A 23,237-nucleotide genomic window follows, 5' to 3' on the forward strand; every position below is an offset into this window, starting at 1 on the left:
TCAAGTAGTGTGGTTTGATAGTCCAATTCTGTTATAGAGTCTGCGTGTTTCTTCAGTGTTTCCGTCACGGAGGTCAGAGTGTCCGCACCGCCGATGTCGGCGCCCCTCTCCTCCGCGAGACGTCGACGCGTCTTCGTCGTCCTCGTCGCCGCGGCCGCGCTGACGATTCTGGACGTCTCCAAGCTCGGCATCGCCCTGCCGGCGATCCAGGACGACATGGGCGGCGACCCCGCGACGGTGCAGCTCATGCTCGTGGGCTACACGCTCGCGTACGCGGTGACGCTCGTCCCCGCCGGCCGCATCGGTGACGTGCTGCGCCGACGCACGGTCTTCCTGGTGGGCGCCTCGATCTTCGTCGTCGCCAGCATCGCGTGCGCGGCGGCTCCCACAGCGGAGCTCCTCGTCGCGGGACGCGTCGTCGAGGGCGTGGGCGCGGGACTGCTGATGCCGCAAGTGCTCGGCATCATCCAGCGCATGTACCCGGCATCAGAGCGCGCGCGGCCGCTGGCGACCCTCGCCGCCGTTCTCACGGTCACCTCCCTGGGCGCGCCCGTGCTCGCCGGCGTCATCATGAACCTGGCCGGAGACGCGCTCGGCTGGCGGCTCCTCTTCGTGGTCACGGTGGTGGCCGGTCTCGTCGTCGTGCCCGTGGCTGCGACGATGATCGTCGAACCACCGTCGGTTCGGCGGGCGGGTTTCGACGCCGTCGGCGCCCTCCTCCTCGGCCTCGGCGTCGTGGCAGCCATCGCGCCGCTGTCGGCGTCGTCGGGCGCGCTTCCCGCAACACCCTGGCCGTACGCGATCACCGCCGCCGGGGTCGTCGTGCTGGGCGCATTCATGCTGTACGAGCGGCTTGTGGTGCGCCGCGGCCGCGAGCCGCTGATCGACCCCCGGCTGTTCGCCCTCCCCCACTTCGGTGCGGGTGTCGCCGTCTCGGGCTTCATGCACGCGGCAGCGACGGGTGGCACCCTCATCGTCACGATCGCGCTCCAGCAAGTCGCGGGCCTGTCCCCGCTGGAGACCGCGCTGTGGATGCTGCCCACCACGGTCGCCAGCCTTCTCGGCGCGTGGATCGCCTCGCGCGCGGGCGCGACGGACGGCCCGTTGATAGCGATCGGCATCGGCGTCAGCGCGGTGACCCTCGCGGCGATCGGACTCGCGTTCGGCTTCGTGCCGGCCGGCGCGCTCCCCGTCGTCGTCGTCGCGCTCCTGAGCCTGAGCTCCCTCGGAGCCGGCGCTGCCGCTCCGGCGAACCAGGCACGGACGCTGCAGTTCGCCCCCGAGCACCGCTCGAGCGTCGCCGGGTCTCTGATCCAGTTCTCCCAGCGATCCGGCTCGGCCGTGGGGATGGCCGCGGCGCTCGTGGTCTACTACACCTTGTTCTCCTCACCGACACCGGGCGGGCAGCCGGCGGCGGGGCCGATGCTCGCCCTCCTGCTCGTCTCCGGCCTTCTCGCGATCGGCGGGATGATCGCCCTCGCGGACCACCTCCGCCACCCGGGCGGCGACCGTCGCCACCACACGCCGAACGACGTCTCTCACGACGCGTCTCCCGATGCGGCCCGCTCGACGAGCGCGCGCACAGCGCCCCTCGTCGGGCACGGTTCTGCTCCCGAACAGTGAAGCGCGAGGCTGCGGAGAGTCGCCGGTACCCTCAGGCGCCGTTGCGCCGGGCGATGACGCCCGCGAGCAGCGCGTGGGCGAGCGGACCGAGCGAGAGGATCATGAGGATCGTGCCGAGCACCGCCTGCTCCGCCTGCAGCAGCACTCCCCCGACGAGCAGTCCCGCGAAGAGCACGGACGACACCACCCTCCGGATCATCCGCTCGAGATCGCGCAGCCGCCGTTCGATGCGGGGAGTCTCGACGGAGAGCGACCCCTCCTCCAGGCGCGAGATGAGGTTGTCGGCGCGGCGCGGCAGACGCGCGGTCACGGCGGCCACAGCGCCCACCTCCCGGGCCAGCGCCTGGACGGTGTTGCCGCTCTCCTCGCGGATCAGACGCTGCGCATAGGGCTCGACGGCATCCCAGATGTTGAATGCGGGGTCGAGGGAACTGCACATGCCGCTCGTCAGGGACATCGCGCGGATGATGAGGAGGAAGTTCTCGGGCAGCTGGAACGGCAACGCGCGCACCACATCGCCGAACTCGATGGCGAACGCGCGGAACTCGCGCGGGTCGACCTCTTGGAGCTCGGCGAAACCCATGCCGCCGAAGCGCGAGAACAACTGCGTCATCGCCCGTTCCAGTTGGATCGTGTCGGCCGAGGGCAGCAGCACGCCGACGTCGCGGATGCCGTCGACCAGGCCCTTTCCGTCACGGGATGCCGCGGCGATGAGGACGCGGCGCAGGCCCCGCCGCAGACCGGGCGGAACGTCGCCCATCATGCCGAAGTCGATGAACGTGAGACGCCAAGCCGGGGTGCCGGCATCCGTCAGGGCCCCGGTCGGCGTCACGAAGACGTTGCCCGGGTGCGGGTCGGCGTGGAAGAAGCCGTCGTCGAAGAGCTGATCGAACATCACCGCGGCGAAGCGCGCCGCGACCTCGGACGGGTCGATGCCGGCGTCGCGGAGCGCGTCGACGTCGTTGATCTTGATGGCGCTGACGTCCTCGAGGGTCAGCACACGGCGGGTGGTGCGCTCCCACACGACCTCGGGGACGGCCACGCCGCCCTCTCCCCCGAAGTCCGCGGCGAACCGTTCGGAGTTCGCCGCCTCGTGCAGGTAGTCGATCTCCTCCAGGCTCGTGACGGCGAACTCCTCCACCAGCGAGGGCATGTCGACGCGATCGCGCACGAGCGCAACCCGGCTGAGCCAGACGCCGACCTTGCGCAGCGCGCGCAGGTCCACCTCGACGATGCGGTCGATGTCGGGGCGCTGGATCTTCAGCACCACCGCGCGCAGCCCCGTGTCGACCGCGAGCTCATCGGTGAGCACGGCGCGGTGCGCCTGACCGAGAGATGCGGCGGCGAGCGGTCGTTCATTCACGCTCACGAAGGCGCGCTCCAGGGGCATCCCGAGTTCTTCTTCCGCGCGGACGCGCATCTGCGCGAACGGGACGGCCGGCACCTCGTCCTGCAGCCCCTCGAGCTCCTTGGTGATGACCGGTGGGAGCACGTCGAGGCGGGATGACATGAACTGCCCGACCTTGATCATCAGGCCGCCGAGGTCGACGGCCAGCACATGGAAGCGGCGGGCGATGCGCTGCAACCGACGGGTGCGGCCCCGGGCGGATATCCACCCGAGGCCGAACCGCGGCAGGAAGAGCTCGTACCACCAGGCCTGCACCAGGTAGCGCGCCGCGAAGCGCGTGATCCGCCGGTAGCGGGCCTTCATGAGGGCGTCGTCGGTCATCGGTTCTCCTGGATGCCGACGGACGCGCGGCGCACGTCGAGCTCGATCAACCTCAGCCCTGGGCGAGGATCGAGTAGAGCTTACGGCGGGCCTCGTCGAGGATCTCCACCGCCTGCTGCACCTGCTCCTTATTGCCGGTTCGCGCGACCTGGGCAGCCGCCTGGGCGAGCTCGACCCCCGCCTTGGGCAGTACGGTCATGCGGCCGCTGTCGCGCGTCGTCGCGGACTCCCAGGGCGCGGTGCGCTCAGTGGTCTCGTCACCCGCGGCCGCTCGACCCTCGGCCGTGAGCGAGTAGGTCTTACGACCGTTCGACTCCTCGGCCTGCACGAGACCTTCGTCGGTCAGCAGCTGCAGCGTCGGGTAGACCGAACCCGGGCTGGGCTTCCACGATCCGCCGCTGCGCTCTTCGATCTCGCGGATGATCTGGTAGCCGTGCATGGGCTGCTCGAGCAGCAGCGACAGCACGCCGGAGCGCACGTCGCCCTTGTTCATCCGCGGCGACGAACCGGTCTTCTGCTCGAACTGCGTGCGGAGCTGCTCGAGACCCTCGAGGATGTTGGACATCGGCCACCCGGGGGCGTTGGTGCCACCGCGTCCGCCGAACGCGTCTCCCAGGAATGAACCACTCATGACGACCTCCTTCGCGCGGACCCGATCTGAGTCAGCGATACATAACGATATATCGCTGATGAGGGGCGCGGGCGACCGCGGGGGGAATTCTCAGTACCAGTTCACGGCCTGCGAGTGACCCCACGCGCTGCACGGGGTGCCGTAGCCGCGGGAGATGTAGTCCAGACCCCACGCGATCTGCGTCGCGGCGTTGGTCTGCCAGTCGTCGCCGAAGCTCGCCATCTTGCTCCCGGGCAGAGCCTGCGGGATGCCGGTGGCCCCACCGTCGCTGTTGTAGGCCTGATAGTTCCAGCCGGACTCCTTGGTCCACAGCGACGACAGGCACGAGAACTGCTCGCTCCCCCAGCCGTACTTCTCGCTCATGAGTTGCGCGGCGTAGGCCTTGGCCCCCTCGGGAGTGTTCACGCGGGCCAGGGCGGCGGCGGCATCCGCCTGACGCTGCGCCTCCGCAGCCGCGGCGGCCTCGGCCTGACGCTGTGCCTCGGCCGCGGCATCCGCTGCCGCCTTCTCGGCCTTCGCCTGGTCGAGGCTGGCCTGCACCTCGTCGACGCGGGTCGTCAGCCGCTCCACCTCGCTCTGCGCGTTCTGACTGAGCGCGGGGACGAGGAGCACCGGCAGCAGATCGGTCGAGTCGAGGCGCTTCACCGCGTCCTGGAGGGCTGCGGTGTCGATCGAGGCATCCCCGACCGAGAGGGGCAGAGCGGTCACGGTGACGTCGGCGCGCACCGCCTCGGCGCGCGAGAGCGCCGATTCGGCATCGGTCCGGGCCGCCGTCGCGCCGGTCGTGACCTCGTCGAGTGTGGGCGCGCCGGCGAGGGCCGTGGCCGAGCCGGGTGCGGAGAACGAGGATGCCGAGGCGTCGGGCAGTGACAGCGGTGCGGCGACGGCGAGACCGGTGGTGGCGACCAGACCGAACGCGAGGCCGGCGCAGGTGGCGGCCGTGACGAGCGTGCGGCGGGCGCGGTGGACGTGCTGGAGCTTCAGATCAGAACGGAGCAAAGAGAGAACTTTCGTCGTGGCGCGCTCCTCGGGATCGAGCGCGATCTCGTGTCGTCGGGTCGACACAAGTCCCCGAGTGTGGGGGCCGGTTCTGGACGTTATCTCTTCGTTACCTGGATGCCGCGTGTGAGCGGTGCTTCTTGCGGGGCGGGGGTGGACGGCGTGCGGACGGCACGCTCGGCTGCGGGATCCGAGGCGCTGCCGACGCGTGACATCGTCTGCCTGACCGGGATTTTCTCGACGCCGGTCGCACTCTCGAGCGAAGGCTCAGGCCGCCCCAACCGGTACTTCGCCGGTGACGAGGAACGGGCCGGTCCGAAGATCCTGAAAGTCTTCGGACCGGCCCGACCTCACGATGTCGGCCGCGCAGCGGTCAGGAACGGTGCGCGCGGTAGTAATCGAGCAGCCCGCGCGTCGAGGCGTCCTGCGCGGCGAGGGCCTCGTCATCCCCCTCGATCGCCGGCGCGATCTGCAGGGCGAGCTGCTTGCCCAGCTCGACGCCCCACTGATCGAACGAGTTGATGCCCCAGATGGTGCCCTGCGTGAAGGTGATGTGCTCGTACAGCGCGATGAGCTGACCCAGCACGGACGGCGTGAGCGACGGGGCGAAGATCGACGTCGTCGGACGGTTGCCGGGGAACGTGCGCGCGGCGACGAGCGCCCCGGTGGTTCCCTCGGCCTCGACCTCTTCGGCGGTCTTGCCGAATGCCAGCGCCTTCGTCTGCGCGAGGAAGTTCGCCAGGAACAGACCGTGCACGTCGCGTCCTTCGTCGGCCAGCGGGTAGGCCGGGTTGACGAAAGCGATGAAGTCGGCCGGGATGAGACGCGTGCCCTGGTGGATGAGCTGGTAGAACGCGTGCTGACCGTTCGTGCCGGGCTCGCCCCAGAACACCTCACCGGTGTCGGTGGTGACGGGCGTGCCGTCCCAGCGCACCGACTTGCCGTTGGACTCCATGGTGAGCTGCTGCAGGTACGCCGCGAAACGGTGCAGCTGCTGCGCATACGGCAGCACCGCGTGCGACTGGGCACCGAGGAAGTTCGTGTACCAGACGTTGAGCAGACCCATGAGGACGGGAACGTTCTCGGTGAGAGGGGTGGATGCCACGTGCTCGTCGACCGCGTGGAATCCGGCGAGCAGGTCGCGGAACGCATCCGGGCCGAGCGTGATCGCCAGCGACAGACCGATTGCGGAGTCGACGGAGTACCGGCCGCCCACCCAGTCCCAGAAGCCGAACGCGTTGGTCGGGTCGATGCCGAACGCCTCGACCTTGTCGAGAGCAGTGGACACCGCGACGAAGTGGTGGGCGACGGCGTCGGTGCGAGCGGCATCCGTGTCGTCGATCGCGCCCGCGGCTCCGAGCTTCTCCCACAGCCAGTCACGCGCCAGGCGGGCGTTGGTCAACGTCTCCAGGGTGGTGAACGTCTTGGACGCGACGATGAAGAGCGTGGTCTCGGGGTCGAGGTCGGCGGTCTTCTGCGCGATGTCGGCGGGATCGATGTTCGAGACGAACCGCGCGTGGATACTCCCCACGCCCTCTCCACCCGTCGCTGACGCGCCGCGCGGAGCCTCGGGGCGCGTGGGCCCAGCGTCTGCGTAGGGAAGGAGCGCCTCGTAGACCATGACCGGCCCGAGGTCGCTGCCCCCGATGCCGATGTTGACGACGGTCTCGACCTTCTTGCCGGTCACACCGCGCCACTCGCCGGAGCGCACGCGGTCGGCGAAGGCGCTGAGGCGATCGAGCACCTCGTGCACGTCGTGGTCGACCTGCTGGCCGTCGACGACGAGAGCCGGCTCCGCACCCGCGGGCCGACGCAGCGCCGTGTGCAGCACGGCGCGATCCTCGCTGGTGTTGAGGTGGACACCGCGGAGCATGTCGGCGAAGCGCTCGCGCACACCCGTCTCTTCGGCGAGCGCGACGAGCGCGTCGAGCACCTCGCCGGTGACGAGGTTCTTCGACAGGTCGACGTGCAGGTCGCCGACGGTGCGGGTGAGCTCGCGGGCGCGGTCGGGATGGGCGGCGAACCAGCCGCGCAGATCCGGCTCGAACGAGTCCTTCAACTCGGCGAGGCGGGACCAGGCGGCGGTGGTGGTGGGATCGATGGGCGCAGTCACGGAGACCACGCTAGCGATCCACGCGAGCGCGCACACGACGGATGACGCCGACGCGCGGGATCGCTCGCGCGCTCGGACTGCCGCGAGCCGCTCCGCGCCGGCAGTGGGTCGGTCACCCGCTGGGCACGGCGGGTCCCGGCCGTTCGGTCGTGACCGGTTCGGGCAGCGGGATCTCGCGGCGCTCGTCCCACGGCTCCGTCCACGCGAGGCGGTCGAACAGACCGTCGAGCACCATCGCGGTGAAGCCCCAGAGTGTGCGGGGGCCCCGGGCGGTGTCGAGCAGGAAAGCAGGACCACGCCAGTCCACGCCGTCACGGCGCAGCACGGTCACGCCCCGACGCGCGGGGTCGAGCAGGTCGGCCACGGGCGCGCGGAACACCTCGGCGGACTCGGCTTCATCGACGGCGCGCACGGGTGTCGGACGCGCCCACCACCCGAGCACGGGCGTCACGTCATGTCGCGAGTACGCCAACGGCACACTGTCGAGAGAGCCGAGCACGTCGACGCCGGCCGGATCGAGACCGGTTTCCTCGTGCGCCTCTCGCAAGGCCGCATCGACCGGTCCCGCATCGCCCGGGTCGACGCGACCGCCCGGGAACGCGACCTGTCCGGGATGTGCGCGGAGCGTGCGGGCGCGCGCGAGCAGCAGCACGTCGAGATCGCTCGGTACGGAGGCCGCGCGTCGTCGGCTCGGGATGCCATCGAGCACGCCGAAGAGGATGAGGATCGCGGCGGCGCGGGCTTCGCCGGTCACCGGGAGGGCGTGGAGGTCGGCGAACGTCTCGCGGCGCGGGTGACGAAGGAGCTCTTCCAGTTGCGCGCGAGGGGAGGGCATGGGTCGATTACACCATCGGGCGCGTCACGCGGTCAGCCGTTGCACGCCCACCCGTCGCCGTCGCCGTCCAGCTTGTAGACATCAGCGCCGACGACGCGCGCGACGCCGTCGAAGTAGGACGGGCCATTTCCCTTGCCTCCCGCGCAGTCGACATCCGAGTCGATGGGGACGCACGCGTCGGCGTAGTTCTCGTCGCATCCCTCCGACACCGGCGGCTCGGCGGGGGGTGGTACGGCGGCGACGGGCGCGGGGGCATCGTAGGTGCCCACGGAGGTGACCTCCGAGACCGGCGCTCGCGTGACCGATTCGCTCACGAGCACGCGCGCCGTCTCGACGCCGTCGGTCGTCGTCACGCGGTAGACGGCCGTGGATTCGCCGTCGACCCCTGGAGTGGTGACGCGGGATTCGCCGCGGGCGATCGTCGCGTCGTCGACGGAGGCCCTTTCAAAGGGGACGGGCGTGACGACCGAGACCTGGGTGGTCGCGACGACGGCGGTCGGCGTGACCGCCTGCTCGGGGGTCGGGCTGGGACTCGCGATCGCCGAAGGCGAGACGGATGCCGAGGGTTCGGCGATCACCGGGGCCACAGACGGACGCGGAAGTGCCGCGGTCACCCCGCCCGTGGTGAGGACGATCGCCGCCGCCACGGCGGTTGCTCCGACAGCAGCCCGACGTGAGGGGAAGCGCGCCCATGTGCGCCTCCCGGTGAAGACGTCCACCATCCCCATCACCAGGACGACGAGTGCGGCGAGGATGACGACCGGCCAGAGCAAGAAGACGACCCCCAGCGCGACGACCGCGATCACGATCCACGCCCAGATCGGGAGGCCTGCGCGCCGCTTCGAGGCGCGAAGGGGGTCGGAGCGCCGAGTGCCGTTCTCGCCAACCTGATCCGTCCACGCCGCGCCGTCCCACCACCGCCACCGTGTCGCGTCGGAAGGGTCCGGAAACCACCCAGGCTGCTGCCCGCTCATGACATATCCCCCACTCGCGTCGAGCCCCCTCGCCCGACGAGTCGGCTCAGTGAAACAGATTGGAACGGTGGGTGTCCACTTCGGCGGCTGTTCCGCGATTTTCCGCGCCGGGGCGGGGAGCCTTGCGGCCCCGAAGACGAGAATGACGACGGCCAGCACGACCAGGGCGCGCCGGCCGGTGGGCTTCTGACGCAGGGAGACGTCCTCGCGACTCAGGGGCGCCCGCCCGGCGCGGCGCCCGCGGCGGGGTCGTGGCGGTATCGACGCAGACGCCCCGGGCCACCGTCCGGCCGGCGGCGTCGTCGCCCGACGTGGTCGCGAGTTCGAGTGCCTTACGTCACTGCTCCGGCGCGCGAGCGATGAAGGCATGCGGGCGAGCTTGGTCCGTGCGTCAAGGTCCGGCCCCCGCGGCATCCCTGCGTGTGAAGATGAAGCGACGGAGGTGGTCCCATGGCGTCAGCGCTGCACGCGGTAACCCTCGTCGTGAATATGCCGATCACGAAGATCGACGCGCTCGACGTGATCGCCTTCGCGGCCGACGGCGGCATCGAAGACGCGGGGACGGCACAGCCGCGGGTGTGGCTGGCACCGCACGCCTGGGCGGAGGTCGAGATCCCGAGGTTCGCCGACCCGCCCCCGTTCGCGATCGACATCTACAGCGACGTCTCGGGCGCGATCGCGTGGGCGCAGGCCCGGCGGCTGGCGGAGGCCCTGGAACGCCTCGGCTGGACGGTCGAGCCCCCGCGCGCCGGGGTGCAGTGAGGTCACCCCGGTCGGGTCAGCCCTCGACTCCGGCGAGGACGGCGCTGCGCTCCCACAGCTGCTTCGCCACCACGGGGTCGTCGGCCAGGCGGTTCGTCCGCGCGGGCTTGTTGTTCGCGTAGAAGCCGCCCGGCTGCCAGTCGACGCCGGGCTTGCCGAGCGCCAGCCAGGTGAGCCGCGCCCCGCCGACGGAGGTCGAGGTCATCAGGCGCTGGGCGAGCGGCCCCCCGTACAGCCACTTCCACGGCCCGTTCGAGGTGGATCCGAAGCTGGACGCGATGACGCCCGGGTGGAACGCGACCGCCGAGAGCCCCTGGTCGCCGAAGCGGCGGTGCAGCTCCTTCGTGAACAGCACGTTGGCGAGCTTGGCGTGGCCGTACGCGGACGTCGACGAGTGCCGACGCTCCGCCTGCAGATCGTCCACGTCGAAGCCCGGGAATCGGGCCGCGGCACTGGAGGTCTGGATCACCGACGCACGCGACTCCCGCAGCCGGTCGAGCAACAGGTTCGTCAACAGGAACGGGGCGAGATGGTTGACCTGGAACGTCAGCTCCATGCCGTCGCGAGTGACGGTGCGGTCGCCGAACACCCCGCCGGCGTTGTTGGCCAGCACATCGATGCGCGGATACCTCTCCAGCAGGGATGCCGCCAGCTCCCGCACCTGCGCCAGGTCGCTGAAGTCCGCGACGAACGAATCTACGCCGAGGGCACGCGCGACGCGGGCGGTCTTGTCGGGGTTGCGCCCGACCACCACGACCTCCTCGCCGAGCTGCGCCAGTTGCTTCGCAGACGCGGCGCCGATGCCGTCGCTGGCTCCGGTGATGACGATGGTGCGGGTCATGGCATCCTCTCCTTCTCAAGGGCAGCCACGCTAACCTCGGCACCTGTCCGCCCGCCGGGGCTTGCCCTCGGCTGCCCGTGCCCGTACAGCGAACCCGGTCGACGCGGCGCGTGTCCCGGCATCCCGGGCCGTCTCCGCATAGGAGGAAAAGGACGGGCGCTGCGAACTCACAGCCCGCTCACAGTCCCGCGGGACCAAAAACGACGGCGACGACGTTCTCTTTCATGACGCCCACCACTGGACGTCAGGACGAAAGGACACGAACCGTGAGCACGGAGTACCGGAAGACGTCGGAGGCACTCAGCCGCCTCACCGACCGCCAGTTCGCCGTCACGCAGGACGACGCGACGGAGCCGCCGTTCCGCAACGAGTACTGGGACAACCACGAGGCAGGGATCTACGTCGACGTCGTGTCGGGCCAGCCGCTGTTCTCGTCGACCGACAAGTTCGAGAGCGGCTCCGGATGGCCGAGCTTCACCAAGCCCATCGACGACGCCGCCGTCGTCGAGAAGACGGACCGCACCCTGTGGATGACCCGCACCGAAGTGCGTTCCGCCGGCGCCGACAGTCACCTCGGCCATGTCTTCGACGACGGCCCTCGCCAGGCAGGTGGCCTGAGATACTGCATGAACTCGGCGGCTCTGCGTTTCGTGCCCGTCAGCGAGCTGGAGGCGCAGGGCTACGGCGCGTACCTCGCCCTCTTCAGCGAGACGCGCGCCTCATGAACCTCTTCTCATTCCGCGACCGCAAAAGGAGCACCAGCATGACCAGCGGACCTTCCGACACCGGCGAGATCCCCCGTCGCCCCGGCACCGAGACCGCCGTCCTCGCCGGCGGCTGCTTCTGGGGCGTCGAAGACCTCATCCGCCGCCAGCCCGGCGTGCTCGACACGCGTGTGGGCTACACCGGCGGCCAGAACGACCACGCCACGTACCGCAACCACCCCGGACACGCGGAGGCCGTCGAGATCGTCTTCGACCCCACGCAGACGTCGTACCGCGACATCCTGGCGTTCTTCTTCCAGATCCACGACCCGTCGACCCTGAACCGTCAGGGCAACGATGTCGGCACGAGCTACCGCTCCGCGATCTTCCCGCTCTCGCCCGAGCAGGAGAAGGTCGCCCGCGACACCATCGCCGACGTCGACGCGTCGGGCATCTGGCCCGCCAAGGCGGTCACGACGATCGAGCCCGAGGCCCCCTTCTGGGAGGCCGAACCCGAGCATCAGGACTACCTCGTGCGCATCCCGAACGGCTACACGTGCCACTTCGTGCGTCCCGGTTGGGTGCTGCCCAAGCGCGAGGAAGCGTCGGCGTAAGTCGAGAGCGAGGGCCCGGATGCCACGGCATCCGGGCCCTTCGTCATGTCAACAGGTCGTCGAGCAGGCGTGTGACGCGACCCTTGATCTCGTCGCGGATCGGGCGCACCTCATCGAGCCCCTTGCCCGCGGGGTCGGTGAGCTCCCAGTCCTCATAACGCTTGCCGGGGAAGATGGGGCACGCGTCGCCGCAGCCCATCGTGATGACCGCGTCGGACGCCTTCACGTCGTCGGTGAGCAGCAGCTGCGGCACCTCAGCGCTGATGTCGATGCCCTCCTCGGCCATCGCGGCCACCGCCATCGGGTTGAGCGCCGCGCCGGGGGCGCTTCCGCCGGAGAGGACCGTGACACGGTCGCCGCCGAGCGCCCGGGCGTAGCCGGCGGCCATCTGAGAGCGGCCGGCGTTGTGGACGCAGACGAAGAGGATCGTGACGGATGCCATCGGAACACCCTGGCGCACTTCGGTGAACAGCAGGTGACGCCGGCGTCGGTCCGCCGCGACACTCGGCGCCGTGAGCATTCGACAGCCCCGCAACGCGCAAGCCCCACAGGCGGAGCGGCCGGGATCCATAGGCTCGCGGCATGAGCGGATACGACGTCATCGTGGTCGGCGCGGGTCTCGCGGGTCTCCGCTGCGCGACGGCGCTGGCCGAAGCCGGCCGGGATGTCGTCGTCCTCCAGGCGCACGACGCCGTCGGCGGACTTGAGCGCACCGACATCGTCGACGGGTTCCGTCTCGACCTGGGCTTCCACGTGCTGAACCCCGCGTACCCGGCCGTTCGGCGGTGGGTCGACGTCGACGCTCTCGCGCTGCGGCGCTTCCCGGTGGCGGTCGGTGTGCGGCTCGACGACGGGCTCGCGCGGCTGGCGCACCCCGTGCGGCATCCGCTGTCGCTTCCGGAGACGTTGCGGAGCGGGCTCGTGCGGCCCGCCGACCTGCCCGCCCTCGCCCGATGGGCCCTGCCCACAATTCTCTCCGCGCGTGCGGCGAAGGCGGGGCCCGACCGCGCACTGGAGGAGGCGTGGGATCGTGCGGGCGTCCGCGGGCCGCTGCGGAACACCGTCCTCGAACCGTTCCTCGCGGGCGTGCTCGCCGACGACCGACAGGAGACCTCCGACGCCTTCGTCCGCCTGCTCGTCCGCAGCTTCGCGCTCGGGCGACCGGGCGTCCCTGCGGCCGGCATCGGGGCGCTCCCCGCGCAGCTCGCCGACACCGCCCGTCGGGCCGGGGTCGGGATCCGTCTCGGGCACCGCGTGGTCTCGACCCGCGATCGCGCGCGCGGCTGGCACGTGGGCATCGAGCGACGGGATGCCATGACCGCCCGCGCCGTGGTCATCGCGACGGGCCTCGACCCTTCGCTCGATGTGCCGCTCCCCCGCCCCCGTGGTCTGCAGACGTGGTGGTTCGCCGCCCCTGCGGCCCCGTCGCGCGACGCGGCGCTCCGCGTCGACGGCCGCCGTCGGGGCCCGATCGTCAACACCGCCGTCATGACGAACACCGCGCCCACCTACGCTCCCCGCGGGAAACACCTCATCCAGGCGACGTGCGTGATGCCGTCGAGGGCGTCGGAGAACGGCATCCGGCGCCAGCTCGCCGAGATCTGGGATGCCGACACCCGGCCGTGGCGTCTGCTGCGCCGTGACGACATCGTCGGCGCCCTCCCTGCGCAGGACCCGCCGCGACGACTGCGACGCTCGGTGCGGCTCGGCGACGGACGCTACATCGCCGGCGATCACCGCGACACCGCGTCGATCCAGGGTGCGCTCGTATCGGGGCAGCGAGCGGCGGAGGCTGTGCTCGCTGACCTCGCGGGGTGAGGGCGACCGGGCAGACTGGAGGCATGCCCGGCCTGCACCATCTCGATGTCTGGATCTCCCGCGGCGACGAACTCACCGACTGGACGTGGCTCCTCGAGCGCCTGGGATGGGCGAGGGACGCCGACTGGCCCGGCGGCGCGACCTTCACCGCGGCCGGCGCGTACATCTCGGTGACGACCACCCCGAACACGGTCGCTGCGCCCCACGACAGGCGCCGCCCCGGCGTGAACCATCTCGCCTTCCGGGGCGGATCGCCCACCGAGGTCGATGCGGTGATGGCCGCGGCCCCCGACCACGGCTGGCACGCGCTGTACGCCGACCGCTATCCGCATGCGGGCGGTCCCCAGCACTACGCCGGGTGGCTGGAGAACCCTGCCGGGTTCAAGGTGGAGGTCGTCGCCGACGTCTAGCCCCGCGCGGCCAACGCCTCCAGCGCCTGCCCCGTCACGCGGCGGGTGGTCCACTCCTCCATCGCCTCGGCCCCGAGGGCGCGGTAGAAGCCGATCGCGGGCTCGTTCCAGTCGAGCACGGTCCATTCGAGTCGCGAATACCGCTTCTCGACGCACTCCGCGGCGAGCGCGGCCAGCAGCGCCACGCCGTAGCCGTTCGCGCGGTACTGCTCGTGCACGTACAGGTCTTCGAGCCAGATGCCGTGCCGGCCCGTCCAGGTGGAGTAGGTGAGGAACCAGATGGCGATCGCGCGGATCTCGTCGTCCGGGCCGGCCACCACGAAGGCGAAGGCGCGGGGGTCGTCACCGAACAGCGTTTCGGCGACCATCTCGGCGGTGTTGTTCACGGCATCCGATTCGCGTTCGTAGTCGGCGAGGGCCTGGATGCACGCGAGGATGCCGGTCTCGTCGCCCCGGCGGGCGGGGCGCAGGACGGCGCCGTCGAGGAAAGTCGTCATGCGTCGAGGCTATCGAGCCGGAGCTGCCCGCACCGCCGGCGGCCGCTCCGTTCCCGAGGCCCCGCCTGCCATGGACGCCGTCAGGACAGGGGATGCCAGCTCTGGGCCGCGACGCGACGGAAGTTCCCGCCCACGACCGCCGCGATGTCGCCGTCGGCCCAGCCGCGGGCGGCGAGGGCGGCCCCCACACCGACGAAGGTCTCGGGGGGCATCCAGTCGACCCGGCCCCACCGGGTGTAGCTCTCGTCGTACAGCTCGGGACTGGTGGACAGGACGTCGCGGAAGGTCTCCCAGTCGAACGAGAAGTCGGTGCTCAGCCCCACATGATCGATGCCGACGAGGTTGACGGCGTACTCGATGTGGCGCACCATCGCGTCGAGCGTCGGAGTGTTCGGCCCCAGGAAGATGCCGACGCCCGTGATCCCCACCACTCCCCCGGTGTCGGCGACCGCGCGGGCCTGATCGTCGGTGATGTTGCGCGGGTGCTCCCAAACCGCGCGCATGTTCGAGTGGCTGAAGACGACCGGTCGCGTCGACACCGCGCAGATGTCGAACGACGTTCGCGCGCCCACGTGCGAGCCGTCGGGCACCATGCCGCGCCGGTTCATCTCGGCGACGAGGTCTCGGCCCCAGGACGTGAGTCCGTCGTCGACCGCGTCGAGGCAGCCACCCCCGGCGATGTTGGCGTGATTGTAGGTCGGGCCGAGCGTGCGCACGCCCTGCGCGACGAGAGGGCTCACGGCATCCAGGTCGCCGCCGAGCGGGGCGCAGTCCTCGAGGTCGAAGGCGACGGCGGTGTCGCCGCGCGCGGCGATGCGGTCGATGTCGGCGACGCTCGCGGCCAGCTCCAGACCCGCGATCGCGGTGACCTGCGCACGGAAGGAGCGGAGCAGGGATGCCGTGAGCGCGGGGTCGTGCGGGGCGTAGCCGACGTTCAACGAGACGTACCCCCCGCCCGCGCCGCGGTAGCGGTGCAGCTCGGAGATGTCGGCGGTCTCGACGAGTTCGACGCAGGCGTGCTGGTCCCAGAGCACGGCTCAGGCACTCACGACGGTTGCGGCCCGTGCGGCGACCGACGCACCGCGATCGCCGGAGGCGGGCGCCGGGGCGAGCCCCGCATCCAGCGCCTCGCGCTCGTCGAAGACGAAGCAGTCGCCGTCCCAGTAGGCACCGCCTTGTTCGGCGAACCAGCCGAGGATGCCGCCGTCGAGCTGGTAGGCGTCGAGTCCCTCGTCGCGCAGGTACAACGCCGCCTTCTCGCAGCGGATCCCCCCCGTGCAGAAGCTGACGACCGTCTTCCCGGCGAGCTCGGCGCGATGGGCGCTCGCGGCGTCCGGAAACTGGGTGAACCGCTCGATCCGCCAGTCCTTCGCGCCGGTGAATGTGCCGTAGTCGACCTCGAAGGCGTTCCGCGTGTCGACGAGCACGACCTCGCGACCGTCGTCGTCCGCGCCCTGATCGAGCCAGCGGCGCAGGGTCTCGGGAGTGACCGCGGGCGCGCGACCGTCCTGCGGGCGCACCTCCGGGCGGTCCATCCGGATGATCTCGCGCTTCACCTTGACCAACAGCTTGCCGAAGGGCACGGCATCCGACCAGCTCTCCTTCGTCATCAGCGCGGCGAACCGCTCGTCGGCGCGCAGGGAGTCGATGAAGCCGCGGACGGCGTCGAGATCGCCCGCGAGGAAGAGGTTGATGCCCTCCTCGGCGAGCAGGATCGTGCCGCGTAGTCCCGACGCGGACGCCCGGTCGCGCAAGACGCCGCGCAGAGCGGCGGGATCGTCGATGCGCGTGAACAGATACGCCGAGACGTTGAGGACGGATGCCATGGCATCCACGATACGAAACCGCGTCGCGCCGGTGTCACCGCACCACGTGGGCGTCAACCCGCCGGAGGGGGTTCACGGCATCGCTTAGCGTTGCAGCACACCTCGTCGTCTGGAGCTCGCTGTGCCCGAAGGCCCCCCTCTGCCGGTCGTCGCCGTGTCGGTCGTGATCCCGGTCCGCGATGACGGCCCCCACCTGTGGCGGTGCCTGCGCGCCCTGGCGGCGCAGACCCTGCTGCCCGACGAGGTCGTCGTCGTCGACAACGCCTCCGCCGACGACAGTGCCGACATCGCGCGCGCGGCCGGGGCCCGGGTGGTGTTCTGCGGCGAGCGCGGCATCCCCGCCGCCGCCGCGACCGGCTATGACGCCGCGCGGGGCGAGCTGGTGCTGCGCCTCGACGCCGACAGCCTGCCGGAGCCCACGTGGGTGGCGAGCATGGTCGACGCGCTGAACGAACCCGGAGTGGATGCTGTGACCGGCGGTGCCGTGTTCCACGACGGGCCTGCCGGGCGGCGAGTGGTGATGGCCCGGGCCTTCCTCGGCACGTACGCGAGCTTCGCCACGCCGGCGCTCGGACACACACCGCTGTGGGGCTCCAACATGGGATTCCGCCGGAGCGCGTGGGTCGCCGTCCGCGACGAGGTGCACCTCGATCCCGAGCTGCACGACGACCTCGATCTCGCCTACCACCTCGGCGAGCGCCACCGCATCGCGTACGTCCCGGGCCGACACATGCGCGTGTCGTCGCGCACTGTCGAGCCGCGGCGGTTCGCCCGGTGCTTCCGTCGCGGGGCCGGCACGGTCTTCGCGCACTGGCCGAGAGACGTCCCGCCCGCGCGGTGGGTTCGGCTTCTGCGCCGTCGCGGCACGCACCCGGCGTCGACCGGCGCCGAGCCGCGGCCCGAGCGCAGCAGGGCGGTGCGCTGATGGCCGGCATCCTGTTCCCGAATGTCGAGGCCCCCGACCTGCACGTGATGAGCTTCAACATCCGGCGGCGCTTCGATCGGATCACGTGGCCGCCGGCCGACCGATGGCCGATGCGCAAGCAGCGGCTGCGCACCTTCCTCGGCGCCAACCGGCCGCACCTGCTGGGCTCGCAGGAAGCCCTGCCGGATCAGGCGCAGTGGGTGCAGGAGTCCCTCGGTTCGGCGTACGGCCGCATCGGTCTCGGCCGCGGGAAAGCGAAGGAGGGCGAGGGAACGCCCCTGTTCTACGACCGCGACCGCATCGAGGTGGAGGGGTGGGAGCAGGTCGCCCTCTCCGACACGCCCCACGTGCCGGGGTCGACCGGGTGGGGCAACACCATCCCGCGCATCGCCGTCATCGCCCACCTGCGGGATCGAGCCACCGGCGCGCGCTTCGTGTTCGTCAACACGCACTTCGACGCCTTCTCACATCGCGCGCGCCGCCGCTCGGCCGCGTGGCTGCACGACCTCGTCGCCGCGCAGACCGAGCCGCTGGTCTTCACCGCCGACATCAACGCGCACGTGCGCTCGACGGAGCTCTCGGCCATGTTCGCCGACGGTCTGCTCGTCGACACCTGGTCGTACGCGCCCGTGCGCCACAGCGTCGAATGGGGCACGTACAACAACTACCGGCGTCCGAAGATCGGCGCGCGTCGCATCGACGCGATCCTCGCCACTCCCGACGTCGGCGTGCGCGCCGTGGGTATCGACCCGCGCCCGACCGGCACCCAATGGCCGAGCGACCACCTGCCGGTGCAGGCCGTGGTGCGCATACCGACCGGGGCGGGGTCGTGAGCGGTCGCCGGACCGGTGCAGGTCGTGGTCCGGAAACCGACCCGGTCAGGGTCGTGAGCGGTCTTCGGGCCCACGAGGAGGGGGGATGCCGGTGATCCGGGCCCTCTACGCGAACCTCAAGCGTCCGCCTCGCACCGTCACCGACTGGCTGGCCGACGCGGTGCGCGCCGTCGCCATCGTGCTCGTCGTGGTGTCGCTGTTCACGCTCCCGTTCACCGACTTCGCCGTGCTGTCGATGTCGCTGCCGGCGGTCATGCTGTCGAGAATGATCGGCCTGCGCTCGGGCCTCGACCTCGTCACGTGCGTCACGGTGTTCGTCGCGGCCGGCAGCAACGTGCTCGAGCTGTACCGCGCGTGGACGGGCTGGGATCTCGTCGTGCACTTCGCGTGCACCGGTGTGCTCGCCGCGGTGGCGCTCGTGCTGCTCGAAGACGCCGGCGTGGTCGCCGCGACGGGTCGCCGCCGCACACCGATCGTCGTCGCCACGATCGCGGGACTCGCGCTCAGCGCCTTCTGGGAGATGGTCGAGTGGTTCGGCTACCGTTTCATCACCGATGCCATCTTCGTCACCTACGACGACACGATCGGCGACATGATGGTCGGCGGTGCCGGGGCGCTCGTCGCCGGGGTGCTGGCATCGCGGTTCCGGTTGACGCGGGAGGACCGGGCGGCGCTGTAGGCGTCGTGTGGGGCGGGGGTGCCGTCGTCCCCCGCGTGAGGGCGCCGCTCGCAACGTCTGCGCTCGCGCAAGGTGACCGCTAGAGCAACGCGCCCGCTCGCACAAGGTGTCCGCTCGCGCAACGCGCGCGCAAGGTGTCGGCTCGCGCATCGCGCGCGCAAGGTGACCGCTCGCGCAACGCGCGCGCAAGGTGATCGCTCGCGCAACGTGCGCGCTCGCACGGAGTCCCGCTCCCGTGAAGTCCCCGCTCGCACAAACGCGTGCGCTCGCACCGATAAGCGAGCGGCGACACCCCGCACGGATGCCGCCGCTCGTACGTCTTCGTGGATCAGATCTTGCCCGCGACGTCCGTTCCGACGAGGTCGCCGTCGGGGTTGGGCTCGCTGAGTTGCTCCCCGGGACCGGTCGAACCCTCGAGCGGCGGGAGTCCCGCCTCGACACGGGAGCCGATCTCGGCATCCACGTTCTTCCAGTACTGCACGGCGCGGTCGCGGACGTCCTTGCGGGTCACCCCGCCGACATGCCCGGTGATCGTCTCGACGAGACGGTCGCGCTCCTCGGCCGACATCACCTCGCGGACGAGGGCGCCTGCCTGGCCCCAGTCGTCGTCTTCGGGGTGCAGGGTCGCCGCCGAGCGGACGAGCTCACCGTCGCTCTGCCAGCCGCCGTCGCCGGCGCGGCGCGGGTCGGCCGCCGGGCCGCCCACCGAGTTCGGCGCATACACCGGCACCTCGGGCGGGTTGTACTCGTAGCGCATCGCGCCTTCCTTCGAGTACGAGTGCACCTCGGTGTGCGGACGGTTCACCGGCAGCTGCTGGTAGTTGGTGCCCACGCGATAGCGGTGCGCGTCGGCGTAGCTGAAGATACGCGCCTGCAGCATCTTGTCGGGGCTGCCGTCGATCCCCGGCACGAAGTTCGACGGCTCGAAGGCCGCCTGCTCGATCTCGGCGAAGTAGTTGGCCGGATTGCGGTTCAGTTCCATCGTGCCGACCTCGATCTCGGGGTAGTCGCTGTGCGGCCACACCTTGGTCAGGTCGAACGGATTGAAGCGGTAGGTCTTGGCATCGTCGTAGGGCATGATCTGCACCTTGAGCGTCCACGTGGGGAACTCGCCCCGCTCGATCGCCGCGTACAGGTCACGGATGTGGAAGTCGGCATCCTGTCCCGCGATCTGGTCGGCCTCGTCTTGCGTGAGCGTCTTGTGCCCGAGGTCGGTGTGGAAGTGGTACTTCACCCAGAAGCGCTCGCCCTCGGCGTTGATCCACTGGTACGTGTGGGACCCGTAGCCGTTCATGTGGCGCCAGGATGCCGGGATGCCGCGATCGCCCATGAGCCAGGTGACCTGGTGCGCGCTTTCGGGCGACAGCGTCCAGAAGTCCCACTGCATCGTGTTGTCGCGCAGGTGGCTGCCCGGCAGGCGCTTCTGCGAGCGGATGAAGTCGGGGAACTTGATGCCGTCCTTGACGAAGAAGACGGGCGTGTTGTTGCCGACGAGGTCGTAGTTGCCCTCGGTCGTGTAGAACTTCAGCGAGAAACCGCGCGGGTCGCGCCAAGTGTCGGGGCTGCCCTGCTCGCCGGCGACCGACGAGAAGCGCGCGAGCATCTCGGTCTCGACGCCCGGCTGGAACAGCGCCGCACGCGTGTACGCCGAGACGTCGCCGGTGGTGCGGAACGTACCGAACGCCCCGCCGCCCTTGGCGTGCACGACGCGCTCGGGAACGCGCTCGCGGTTGAACTGCGCGAGCTTCTCGATCAGATAGTGGTCGGTCAGAGCGATCGAACCGTCGGCTCCGACGCTCTGCGAGTGCTCGTCGCTGGCGACGGGCGCTCCGTTGTTGGCGGTGGTCGGGTTGTTGGCGGTGGTCGGCTCGGTCATGGCTCTCCTCACGTCGTGGGCCTCGAAACGAAAGGCCCACCTCGACGCTACGCAGGGGATCCGACATCACGGGGGTATTGCGGTTCCCGCGCGAACCACGTAGGGGGCCGGGCCGTCAATCCCCCGATCCGCACCGGGCGGCCTCGACAGCATGGCGGCACCGAACGAGAGGAACGCACCATGTCGAAGGATCTGTCCAAGGGCGACCGCGTCAGCTGGGACACCCCGCAGGGCAAGACGCAGGGCGAGGTCGTGGAGAAGAAGACGAAGGACTTCCAGCACGACGGCCAGAAGTTCACGGCATCCGAAGACGACCCGGCCTACATCGTGAAGTCCGAGAAGTCCGGCTCGAAGGCCGCGCACAAGGGCTCAGCGCTGAACAAGTTGAAGAGCTGATCCGCGCACGCTTCGACAGGCTCAGCGACCGCTCACGCAGACGTCCCTGAGCCTGTCGAAGGGGCCGGGAGTCACACACGCGCGGCGGCTCGGACAGGCTCAGCGACCGCTCGCGCAGGGGTCCCTGAGCCTGTCGAAGGGACCGGGAGTCACACACGCCCGGTGGCTTCGACAGGCTCAGCCACCTTGCACACCCGTGCCCGACATCCTCGGTGGCTTCGACGGGCTCTGCCACCTTGCCGGGCGCTACTCCCGCGCGTCGCGTCGCTTCCGCATCTGCGCGAGCGCCAGACCGAGTCGGTGATTGCCGGCCAACACGTCCTCGTGCCGCTCGAGGAACGCCCAATACGCCTCGGTGAACGCCGAGTCCTTGGCATCCTGCGCCGAGGGCCACCACGAGCCCATCTTCTGCAGATAGGCCCCGCCCGACACGTAGGGCTTCGTGGCGACGAAGCCGCCGTCGGCGAACTGGCTCATCCCCATGACGTTGGGCACCATCACCCAGTCGTAGGCGTCGACGAACAGCGCGAGAAACCACGCGTTGACCTGCCGGGGCGCGTACCCCTCCAGCAGGAACCAGTTGCCCAGCACCATGAGCCGCTCGATGTGGTGCGCGTACCCCCACCGGTGCACCCGCTCGAGCACAGTGCGCACGGGGATCGGCAGGTCGCTCGGCATCCGCTCCCCCGAGTACCAGTACTTCTGGACCCTCTTCTCGAGGTGCAGCGCGTTGACGTGCTCGAGTTTCGGGTGCGCCCGGTACATGCCGCGCATGTACTCGCGCCAGCCGATGACCTGCCGGATGAATCCCTCGACGGATGCCAGCGGCGCATCGGTGCGGGTGGCCGCGGCGACGACCTCCTCAACCGTCAGCAGCCCGATGTTGAGCATCGGCGAGATGATCGCGTGGAAGAGGAAGGGCTCGTCGGCCTTCATCGCGTCTTCGTAGCGGCCGAAGTCGTGCAGGCGCTCGGCGACGAAGACGTCGAGCCAGTCGCGGGAGTCCTCGGGGGTCACCGGCAGCCAGAACTCCTCCGCCTTGCCCGGGTGGTCGGGGAACAGCTCGTCGACCTCGGCGATGACCCCGCGGGTGATCTCGTCGTGCTCCAGCTTGGGCAGGGGCGGGATCTCGACGCCCTTCTTGGGCAGCGGCTTGCGGTTGTCGGCATCGAAGTTCCAGCGGCGCCCGGCGGGCTTTCCACCGTCCATCAGGATGCCGGTGCGCCGGCGCTGCCAGTGGTAGAAGTCCTCCATGAGCGGCGTCGGGTGCTCCGCGAACCAGCCGTCGACCTCTTCTTCGGGGGTGAGGAAGAGACCGTCCGACAGCACGTCGGTCTCCACGTCGTGCGCGGCGCAGATCGCCGCGATCCGCTCGTCGACCGGACGGTTGGGGTCGCTCATCCACTGCAGCTCGGTGACCCGGTGCTTCTTCAGCAGATGCTCCAGCCCCGCCTTGAAGGTGAGCTCGTCGCCGAGTTCGATCCGCCGGACCGTCTTGCCGTCGGCCTCGAGCCGCGCGGCGGTGTGCCGCATGGCCGAGGTCAGCAGCACGATCTTGTGCTGGTGATACGGGAGTTTGCGCCACCGCGGCGCCGACTCGATGAAGAGGAACTCATCGATCTCGTCGTCGGCGTAGGACGGGTGCTCGGCGAACTGCTGCGTCGCGAGGATCAGTGCGGCCTTCATGCGTTCCTCCTGGCCGCGGCAGCCTTCGACCGGCACCCGCGTGAGCAGTACAGCACCTGGTCCCACTGGTCGCGGCCGCTCCATCGCTTGCGGTCGGTGAACGGGCGCCCGCAATACGCGCAGGGCTTGGAGCGCACCTCGGTTCGTGACATGGCGTCATCGTCGCAAGGCGCTTCGCCGCGACACGGGGGCTTGCGCTCGCACAGCGGCACCGTTCGCGCAAGGCCCGCGCCGGACGCGCGGCACCGTGATCGGGTGTCCGCATGCATTCGACACCGGACAGCACCCCCGACACCGCCGATCAGCCCGACGAGCTCGAAACCGCCGACGCGCCCACCATCCCCGATACGACCGAAGACGACGGCACCCCCGTCGACAACCCGTCCGGCGGGTGAGTCGCGCCCCGGCGGCGCGAGCAGGCGCACCCCGGTGCCGGGTGAACCCGGTGATGCCCGGGCTGCCCGGC

25 protein-coding genes and 1 pseudogene are annotated in these 23,237 nt (G+C 70.4%); 11 read left to right on the plus strand and 15 right to left on the minus strand.

Annotated elements, in window-relative coordinates:
- Nucleotides 1-78: 78 nt before the first annotated feature.
- Nucleotides 79-1,623: an MFS transporter gene (locus QE392_RS14135; RefSeq protein ID WP_307452829.1), complete on the plus strand. Its 1,545-nt coding sequence runs from the start codon at nucleotides 79-81 to the stop codon at nucleotides 1,621-1,623.
- Between the two features lie 31 nt (nucleotides 1,624-1,654).
- Here QE392_RS14135 and QE392_RS14140 read toward each other — a convergent pair whose 3' ends face one another.
- The 7 genes and pseudogenes from QE392_RS14140 to QE392_RS17570 form a co-directional block, all read right to left on the minus strand.
- The gene (locus QE392_RS14140) at nucleotides 1,655-3,352 is read right to left on the minus strand and encodes an ABC1 kinase family protein (RefSeq protein ID WP_307452831.1); all 1,698 of its coding nucleotides are present in this window, start codon (nucleotides 3,350-3,352) and stop codon (nucleotides 1,655-1,657) included.
- A gap of 52 nt (nucleotides 3,353-3,404) precedes the next feature.
- Nucleotides 3,405-3,983, minus strand: coding sequence for a PadR family transcriptional regulator (locus tag QE392_RS14145; RefSeq protein ID WP_307452833.1), 579 nt, complete (start codon nucleotides 3,981-3,983; stop codon nucleotides 3,405-3,407).
- Between the two features lie 90 nt (nucleotides 3,984-4,073).
- Nucleotides 4,074-4,982 carry a phospholipase gene (locus QE392_RS14150; protein ID WP_307452835.1) on the minus strand — a complete coding sequence of 303 codons (909 nt, stop codon included), beginning with the start codon at nucleotides 4,980-4,982 and terminating at the stop codon, nucleotides 4,074-4,076.
- Nucleotides 4,983-5,355: 373 nt separating this feature from the next.
- A complete protein-coding gene (gene pgi, locus QE392_RS14155) occupies nucleotides 5,356-7,095 on the minus strand; it encodes a glucose-6-phosphate isomerase (RefSeq protein WP_307452837.1) in 1,740 nt (579 codons plus the stop codon).
- 112 nt (nucleotides 7,096-7,207) lie between these two features.
- Complete coding sequence (locus QE392_RS14160; RefSeq protein WP_307452839.1) at nucleotides 7,208-7,930, minus strand: NUDIX hydrolase; 723 nt, start codon at nucleotides 7,928-7,930, stop codon at nucleotides 7,208-7,210.
- 32 nt (nucleotides 7,931-7,962) lie between these two features.
- Nucleotides 7,963-8,736 carry a G5 domain-containing protein gene (locus QE392_RS14165; RefSeq protein WP_307452841.1) on the minus strand — a complete coding sequence of 258 codons (774 nt, stop codon included), beginning with the start codon at nucleotides 8,734-8,736 and terminating at the stop codon, nucleotides 7,963-7,965.
- 75 nt (nucleotides 8,737-8,811) lie between these two features.
- Nucleotides 8,812-9,318, minus strand: a pseudogene (locus tag QE392_RS17570) (DUF2510 domain-containing protein); the annotation flags it as partial.
- A 75-nt stretch (nucleotides 9,319-9,393) separates the two neighbouring features.
- Here QE392_RS17570 and QE392_RS14170 point away from each other — a divergent pair.
- A complete protein-coding gene (locus QE392_RS14170) occupies nucleotides 9,394-9,666 on the plus strand; it encodes a hypothetical protein (protein ID WP_307452844.1) in 273 nt (90 codons plus the stop codon).
- Between the two features lie 16 nt (nucleotides 9,667-9,682).
- Here the strand turns inward: QE392_RS14170 and QE392_RS14175 are convergent, their stop codons facing one another.
- Nucleotides 9,683-10,507, minus strand: a complete 825-nt coding sequence (locus QE392_RS14175; protein ID WP_307452847.1) for an SDR family NAD(P)-dependent oxidoreductase — start codon at nucleotides 10,505-10,507, stop codon at nucleotides 9,683-9,685.
- 266 nt (nucleotides 10,508-10,773) lie between these two features.
- On the opposite strand from QE392_RS14175, the gene msrB reads away from it, so the two are divergent.
- A complete protein-coding gene (gene msrB / locus QE392_RS14180) occupies nucleotides 10,774-11,232 on the plus strand; it encodes a peptide-methionine (R)-S-oxide reductase MsrB (RefSeq protein WP_307452849.1) in 459 nt (152 codons plus the stop codon).
- A 38-nt stretch (nucleotides 11,233-11,270) separates the two neighbouring features.
- Nucleotides 11,271-11,825: a peptide-methionine (S)-S-oxide reductase MsrA gene (gene msrA, locus QE392_RS14185; protein WP_307452851.1), complete on the plus strand. Its 555-nt coding sequence runs from the start codon at nucleotides 11,271-11,273 to the stop codon at nucleotides 11,823-11,825.
- A 43-nt stretch (nucleotides 11,826-11,868) separates the two neighbouring features.
- Here msrA and QE392_RS14190 read toward each other — a convergent pair whose 3' ends face one another.
- Nucleotides 11,869-12,267 carry an arsenate reductase ArsC gene (locus tag QE392_RS14190; RefSeq protein ID WP_307452854.1) on the minus strand — a complete coding sequence of 133 codons (399 nt, stop codon included), beginning with the start codon at nucleotides 12,265-12,267 and terminating at the stop codon, nucleotides 11,869-11,871.
- A 140-nt stretch (nucleotides 12,268-12,407) separates the two neighbouring features.
- On the opposite strand from QE392_RS14190, the gene QE392_RS14195 reads away from it, so the two are divergent.
- Together QE392_RS14195 and QE392_RS14200 are read left to right on the plus strand one after the other, a co-directional pair.
- The gene (locus QE392_RS14195) at nucleotides 12,408-13,643 is read left to right on the plus strand and encodes an NAD(P)/FAD-dependent oxidoreductase (RefSeq protein WP_307452856.1); all 1,236 of its coding nucleotides are present in this window, start codon (nucleotides 12,408-12,410) and stop codon (nucleotides 13,641-13,643) included.
- 23 nt (nucleotides 13,644-13,666) lie between these two features.
- Nucleotides 13,667-14,053 carry a glyoxalase gene (locus QE392_RS14200; protein WP_307452858.1) on the plus strand — a complete coding sequence of 129 codons (387 nt, stop codon included), beginning with the start codon at nucleotides 13,667-13,669 and terminating at the stop codon, nucleotides 14,051-14,053.
- Here QE392_RS14200 and QE392_RS14205 read toward each other — a convergent pair.
- From QE392_RS14205 to QE392_RS14215, 3 genes are all read right to left on the minus strand, one after another.
- On the minus strand, nucleotides 14,050-14,550 hold the full coding sequence (locus tag QE392_RS14205; protein ID WP_307452861.1) for a GNAT family N-acetyltransferase: 501 nt from the start codon (nucleotides 14,548-14,550) through the stop codon (nucleotides 14,050-14,052). The genes QE392_RS14200 and QE392_RS14205 overlap by 4 nt on opposite strands.
- 80 nt (nucleotides 14,551-14,630) lie before the next feature.
- Nucleotides 14,631-15,584, minus strand: a complete 954-nt coding sequence (locus QE392_RS14210; protein WP_307452862.1) for a dipeptidase — start codon at nucleotides 15,582-15,584, stop codon at nucleotides 14,631-14,633.
- Nucleotides 15,585-15,587: 3 nt separating this feature from the next.
- The gene (locus tag QE392_RS14215; RefSeq protein WP_307452864.1) at nucleotides 15,588-16,376 is read right to left on the minus strand and encodes a sulfurtransferase; all 789 of its coding nucleotides are present in this window, start codon (nucleotides 16,374-16,376) and stop codon (nucleotides 15,588-15,590) included.
- Between the two features lie 121 nt (nucleotides 16,377-16,497).
- On the opposite strand from QE392_RS14215, the gene QE392_RS14220 reads away from it, so the two are divergent.
- The 3 genes from QE392_RS14220 to QE392_RS14230 all read left to right on the plus strand — a co-directional run bounded on the left by QE392_RS14220 (nucleotide 16,498) and on the right by QE392_RS14230 (nucleotide 18,813).
- Entirely contained in the window at nucleotides 16,498-17,301 is an 804-nt protein-coding gene (locus tag QE392_RS14220) for a glycosyltransferase family 2 protein (RefSeq protein WP_307452866.1), read from the plus strand.
- Entirely contained in the window at nucleotides 17,301-18,134 is an 834-nt protein-coding gene (locus tag QE392_RS14225; protein ID WP_307452868.1) for an endonuclease/exonuclease/phosphatase family protein, read from the plus strand. The genes QE392_RS14220 and QE392_RS14225 overlap by 1 nt, the downstream gene beginning before the upstream one ends.
- Nucleotides 18,135-18,219: 85 nt before the next feature.
- Entirely contained in the window at nucleotides 18,220-18,813 is a 594-nt protein-coding gene (locus QE392_RS14230; RefSeq protein ID WP_307452870.1) for a hypothetical protein, read from the plus strand.
- Nucleotides 18,814-19,141: 328 nt separating this feature from the next.
- Here QE392_RS14230 and QE392_RS14235 read toward each other — a convergent pair whose 3' ends face one another.
- Entirely contained in the window at nucleotides 19,142-20,689 is a 1,548-nt protein-coding gene (locus QE392_RS14235) for a catalase (protein ID WP_307452872.1), read from the minus strand.
- A gap of 180 nt (nucleotides 20,690-20,869) precedes the next feature.
- On the opposite strand from QE392_RS14235, the gene QE392_RS14240 reads away from it, so the two are divergent.
- Nucleotides 20,870-21,085, plus strand: a complete 216-nt coding sequence (locus QE392_RS14240) for a hypervirulence associated TUDOR domain-containing protein (RefSeq protein ID WP_058232437.1) — start codon at nucleotides 20,870-20,872, stop codon at nucleotides 21,083-21,085.
- Between the two features lie 246 nt (nucleotides 21,086-21,331).
- Here QE392_RS14240 and QE392_RS14245 read toward each other — a convergent pair whose 3' ends face one another.
- Both QE392_RS14245 and QE392_RS17575 read right to left on the minus strand, forming a co-directional pair.
- The gene (locus QE392_RS14245; RefSeq protein ID WP_307452875.1) at nucleotides 21,332-22,771 is read right to left on the minus strand and encodes a cryptochrome/photolyase family protein; all 1,440 of its coding nucleotides are present in this window, start codon (nucleotides 22,769-22,771) and stop codon (nucleotides 21,332-21,334) included.
- Nucleotides 22,768-23,040, minus strand: a complete 273-nt coding sequence (locus QE392_RS17575) for a DUF2256 domain-containing protein (protein WP_373426478.1) — start codon at nucleotides 23,038-23,040, stop codon at nucleotides 22,768-22,770. The genes QE392_RS14245 and QE392_RS17575 overlap by 4 nt, the downstream gene beginning before the upstream one ends.
- Between QE392_RS17575 and QE392_RS14250 the strand changes: the two genes are divergently transcribed.
- Entirely contained in the window at nucleotides 23,035-23,166 is a 132-nt protein-coding gene (locus QE392_RS14250) for a hypothetical protein (protein WP_307452877.1), read from the plus strand. The two genes, QE392_RS17575 and QE392_RS14250, sit on opposite strands and share 6 nt — an antisense overlap.
- Nucleotides 23,167-23,237: the final 71 nt, after the last annotated feature.

This window comes from Microbacterium proteolyticum, from assembly GCF_030818075.1.
Taxonomy (GTDB): domain Bacteria; phylum Actinomycetota; class Actinomycetes; order Actinomycetales; family Microbacteriaceae; genus Microbacterium; species Microbacterium proteolyticum_A.

Coding starts and splice junctions, on each gene's coding strand:
- QE392_RS14200 (WP_307452858.1), top strand. CDS start 13,667: ATGCCCGGCCTGCACCATCTCGATGTCTGGATCTCCCGCGGCGACGAA.
- QE392_RS14145 (WP_307452833.1), bottom strand. CDS start 3,983: ATGAGTGGTTCATTCCTGGGAGACGCGTTCGGCGGACGCGGTGGCACC.
- msrA (WP_307452851.1), top strand. CDS start 11,271: ATGACCAGCGGACCTTCCGACACCGGCGAGATCCCCCGTCGCCCCGGC.
- QE392_RS14215 (WP_307452864.1), bottom strand. CDS start 16,376: ATGGCATCCGTCCTCAACGTCTCGGCGTATCTGTTCACGCGCATCGAC.
- QE392_RS14250 (WP_307452877.1), top strand. CDS start 23,035: ATGCATTCGACACCGGACAGCACCCCCGACACCGCCGATCAGCCCGAC.
- QE392_RS14140 (WP_307452831.1), bottom strand. CDS start 3,352: ATGACCGACGACGCCCTCATGAAGGCCCGCTACCGGCGGATCACGCGC.
- QE392_RS17575 (WP_373426478.1), bottom strand. CDS start 23,040: ATGCATGCGGACACCCGATCACGGTGCCGCGCGTCCGGCGCGGGCCTT.
- QE392_RS14175 (WP_307452847.1), bottom strand. CDS start 10,507: ATGACCCGCACCATCGTCATCACCGGAGCCAGCGACGGCATCGGCGCC.
- QE392_RS14195 (WP_307452856.1), top strand. CDS start 12,408: ATGAGCGGATACGACGTCATCGTGGTCGGCGCGGGTCTCGCGGGTCTC.
- QE392_RS14205 (WP_307452861.1), bottom strand. CDS start 14,550: ATGACGACTTTCCTCGACGGCGCCGTCCTGCGCCCCGCCCGCCGGGGC.
- QE392_RS14240 (WP_058232437.1), top strand. CDS start 20,870: ATGTCGAAGGATCTGTCCAAGGGCGACCGCGTCAGCTGGGACACCCCG.
- QE392_RS14170 (WP_307452844.1), top strand. CDS start 9,394: ATGCCGATCACGAAGATCGACGCGCTCGACGTGATCGCCTTCGCGGCC.
- QE392_RS14190 (WP_307452854.1), bottom strand. CDS start 12,267: ATGGCATCCGTCACGATCCTCTTCGTCTGCGTCCACAACGCCGGCCGC.
- QE392_RS14235 (WP_307452872.1), bottom strand. CDS start 20,689: ATGACCGAGCCGACCACCGCCAACAACCCGACCACCGCCAACAACGGA.
- QE392_RS14225 (WP_307452868.1), top strand. CDS start 17,301: ATGGCCGGCATCCTGTTCCCGAATGTCGAGGCCCCCGACCTGCACGTG.
- QE392_RS14230 (WP_307452870.1), top strand. CDS start 18,220: ATGCCGGTGATCCGGGCCCTCTACGCGAACCTCAAGCGTCCGCCTCGC.
- QE392_RS14160 (WP_307452839.1), bottom strand. CDS start 7,930: ATGCCCTCCCCTCGCGCGCAACTGGAAGAGCTCCTTCGTCACCCGCGC.
- QE392_RS14245 (WP_307452875.1), bottom strand. CDS start 22,771: ATGAAGGCCGCACTGATCCTCGCGACGCAGCAGTTCGCCGAGCACCCG.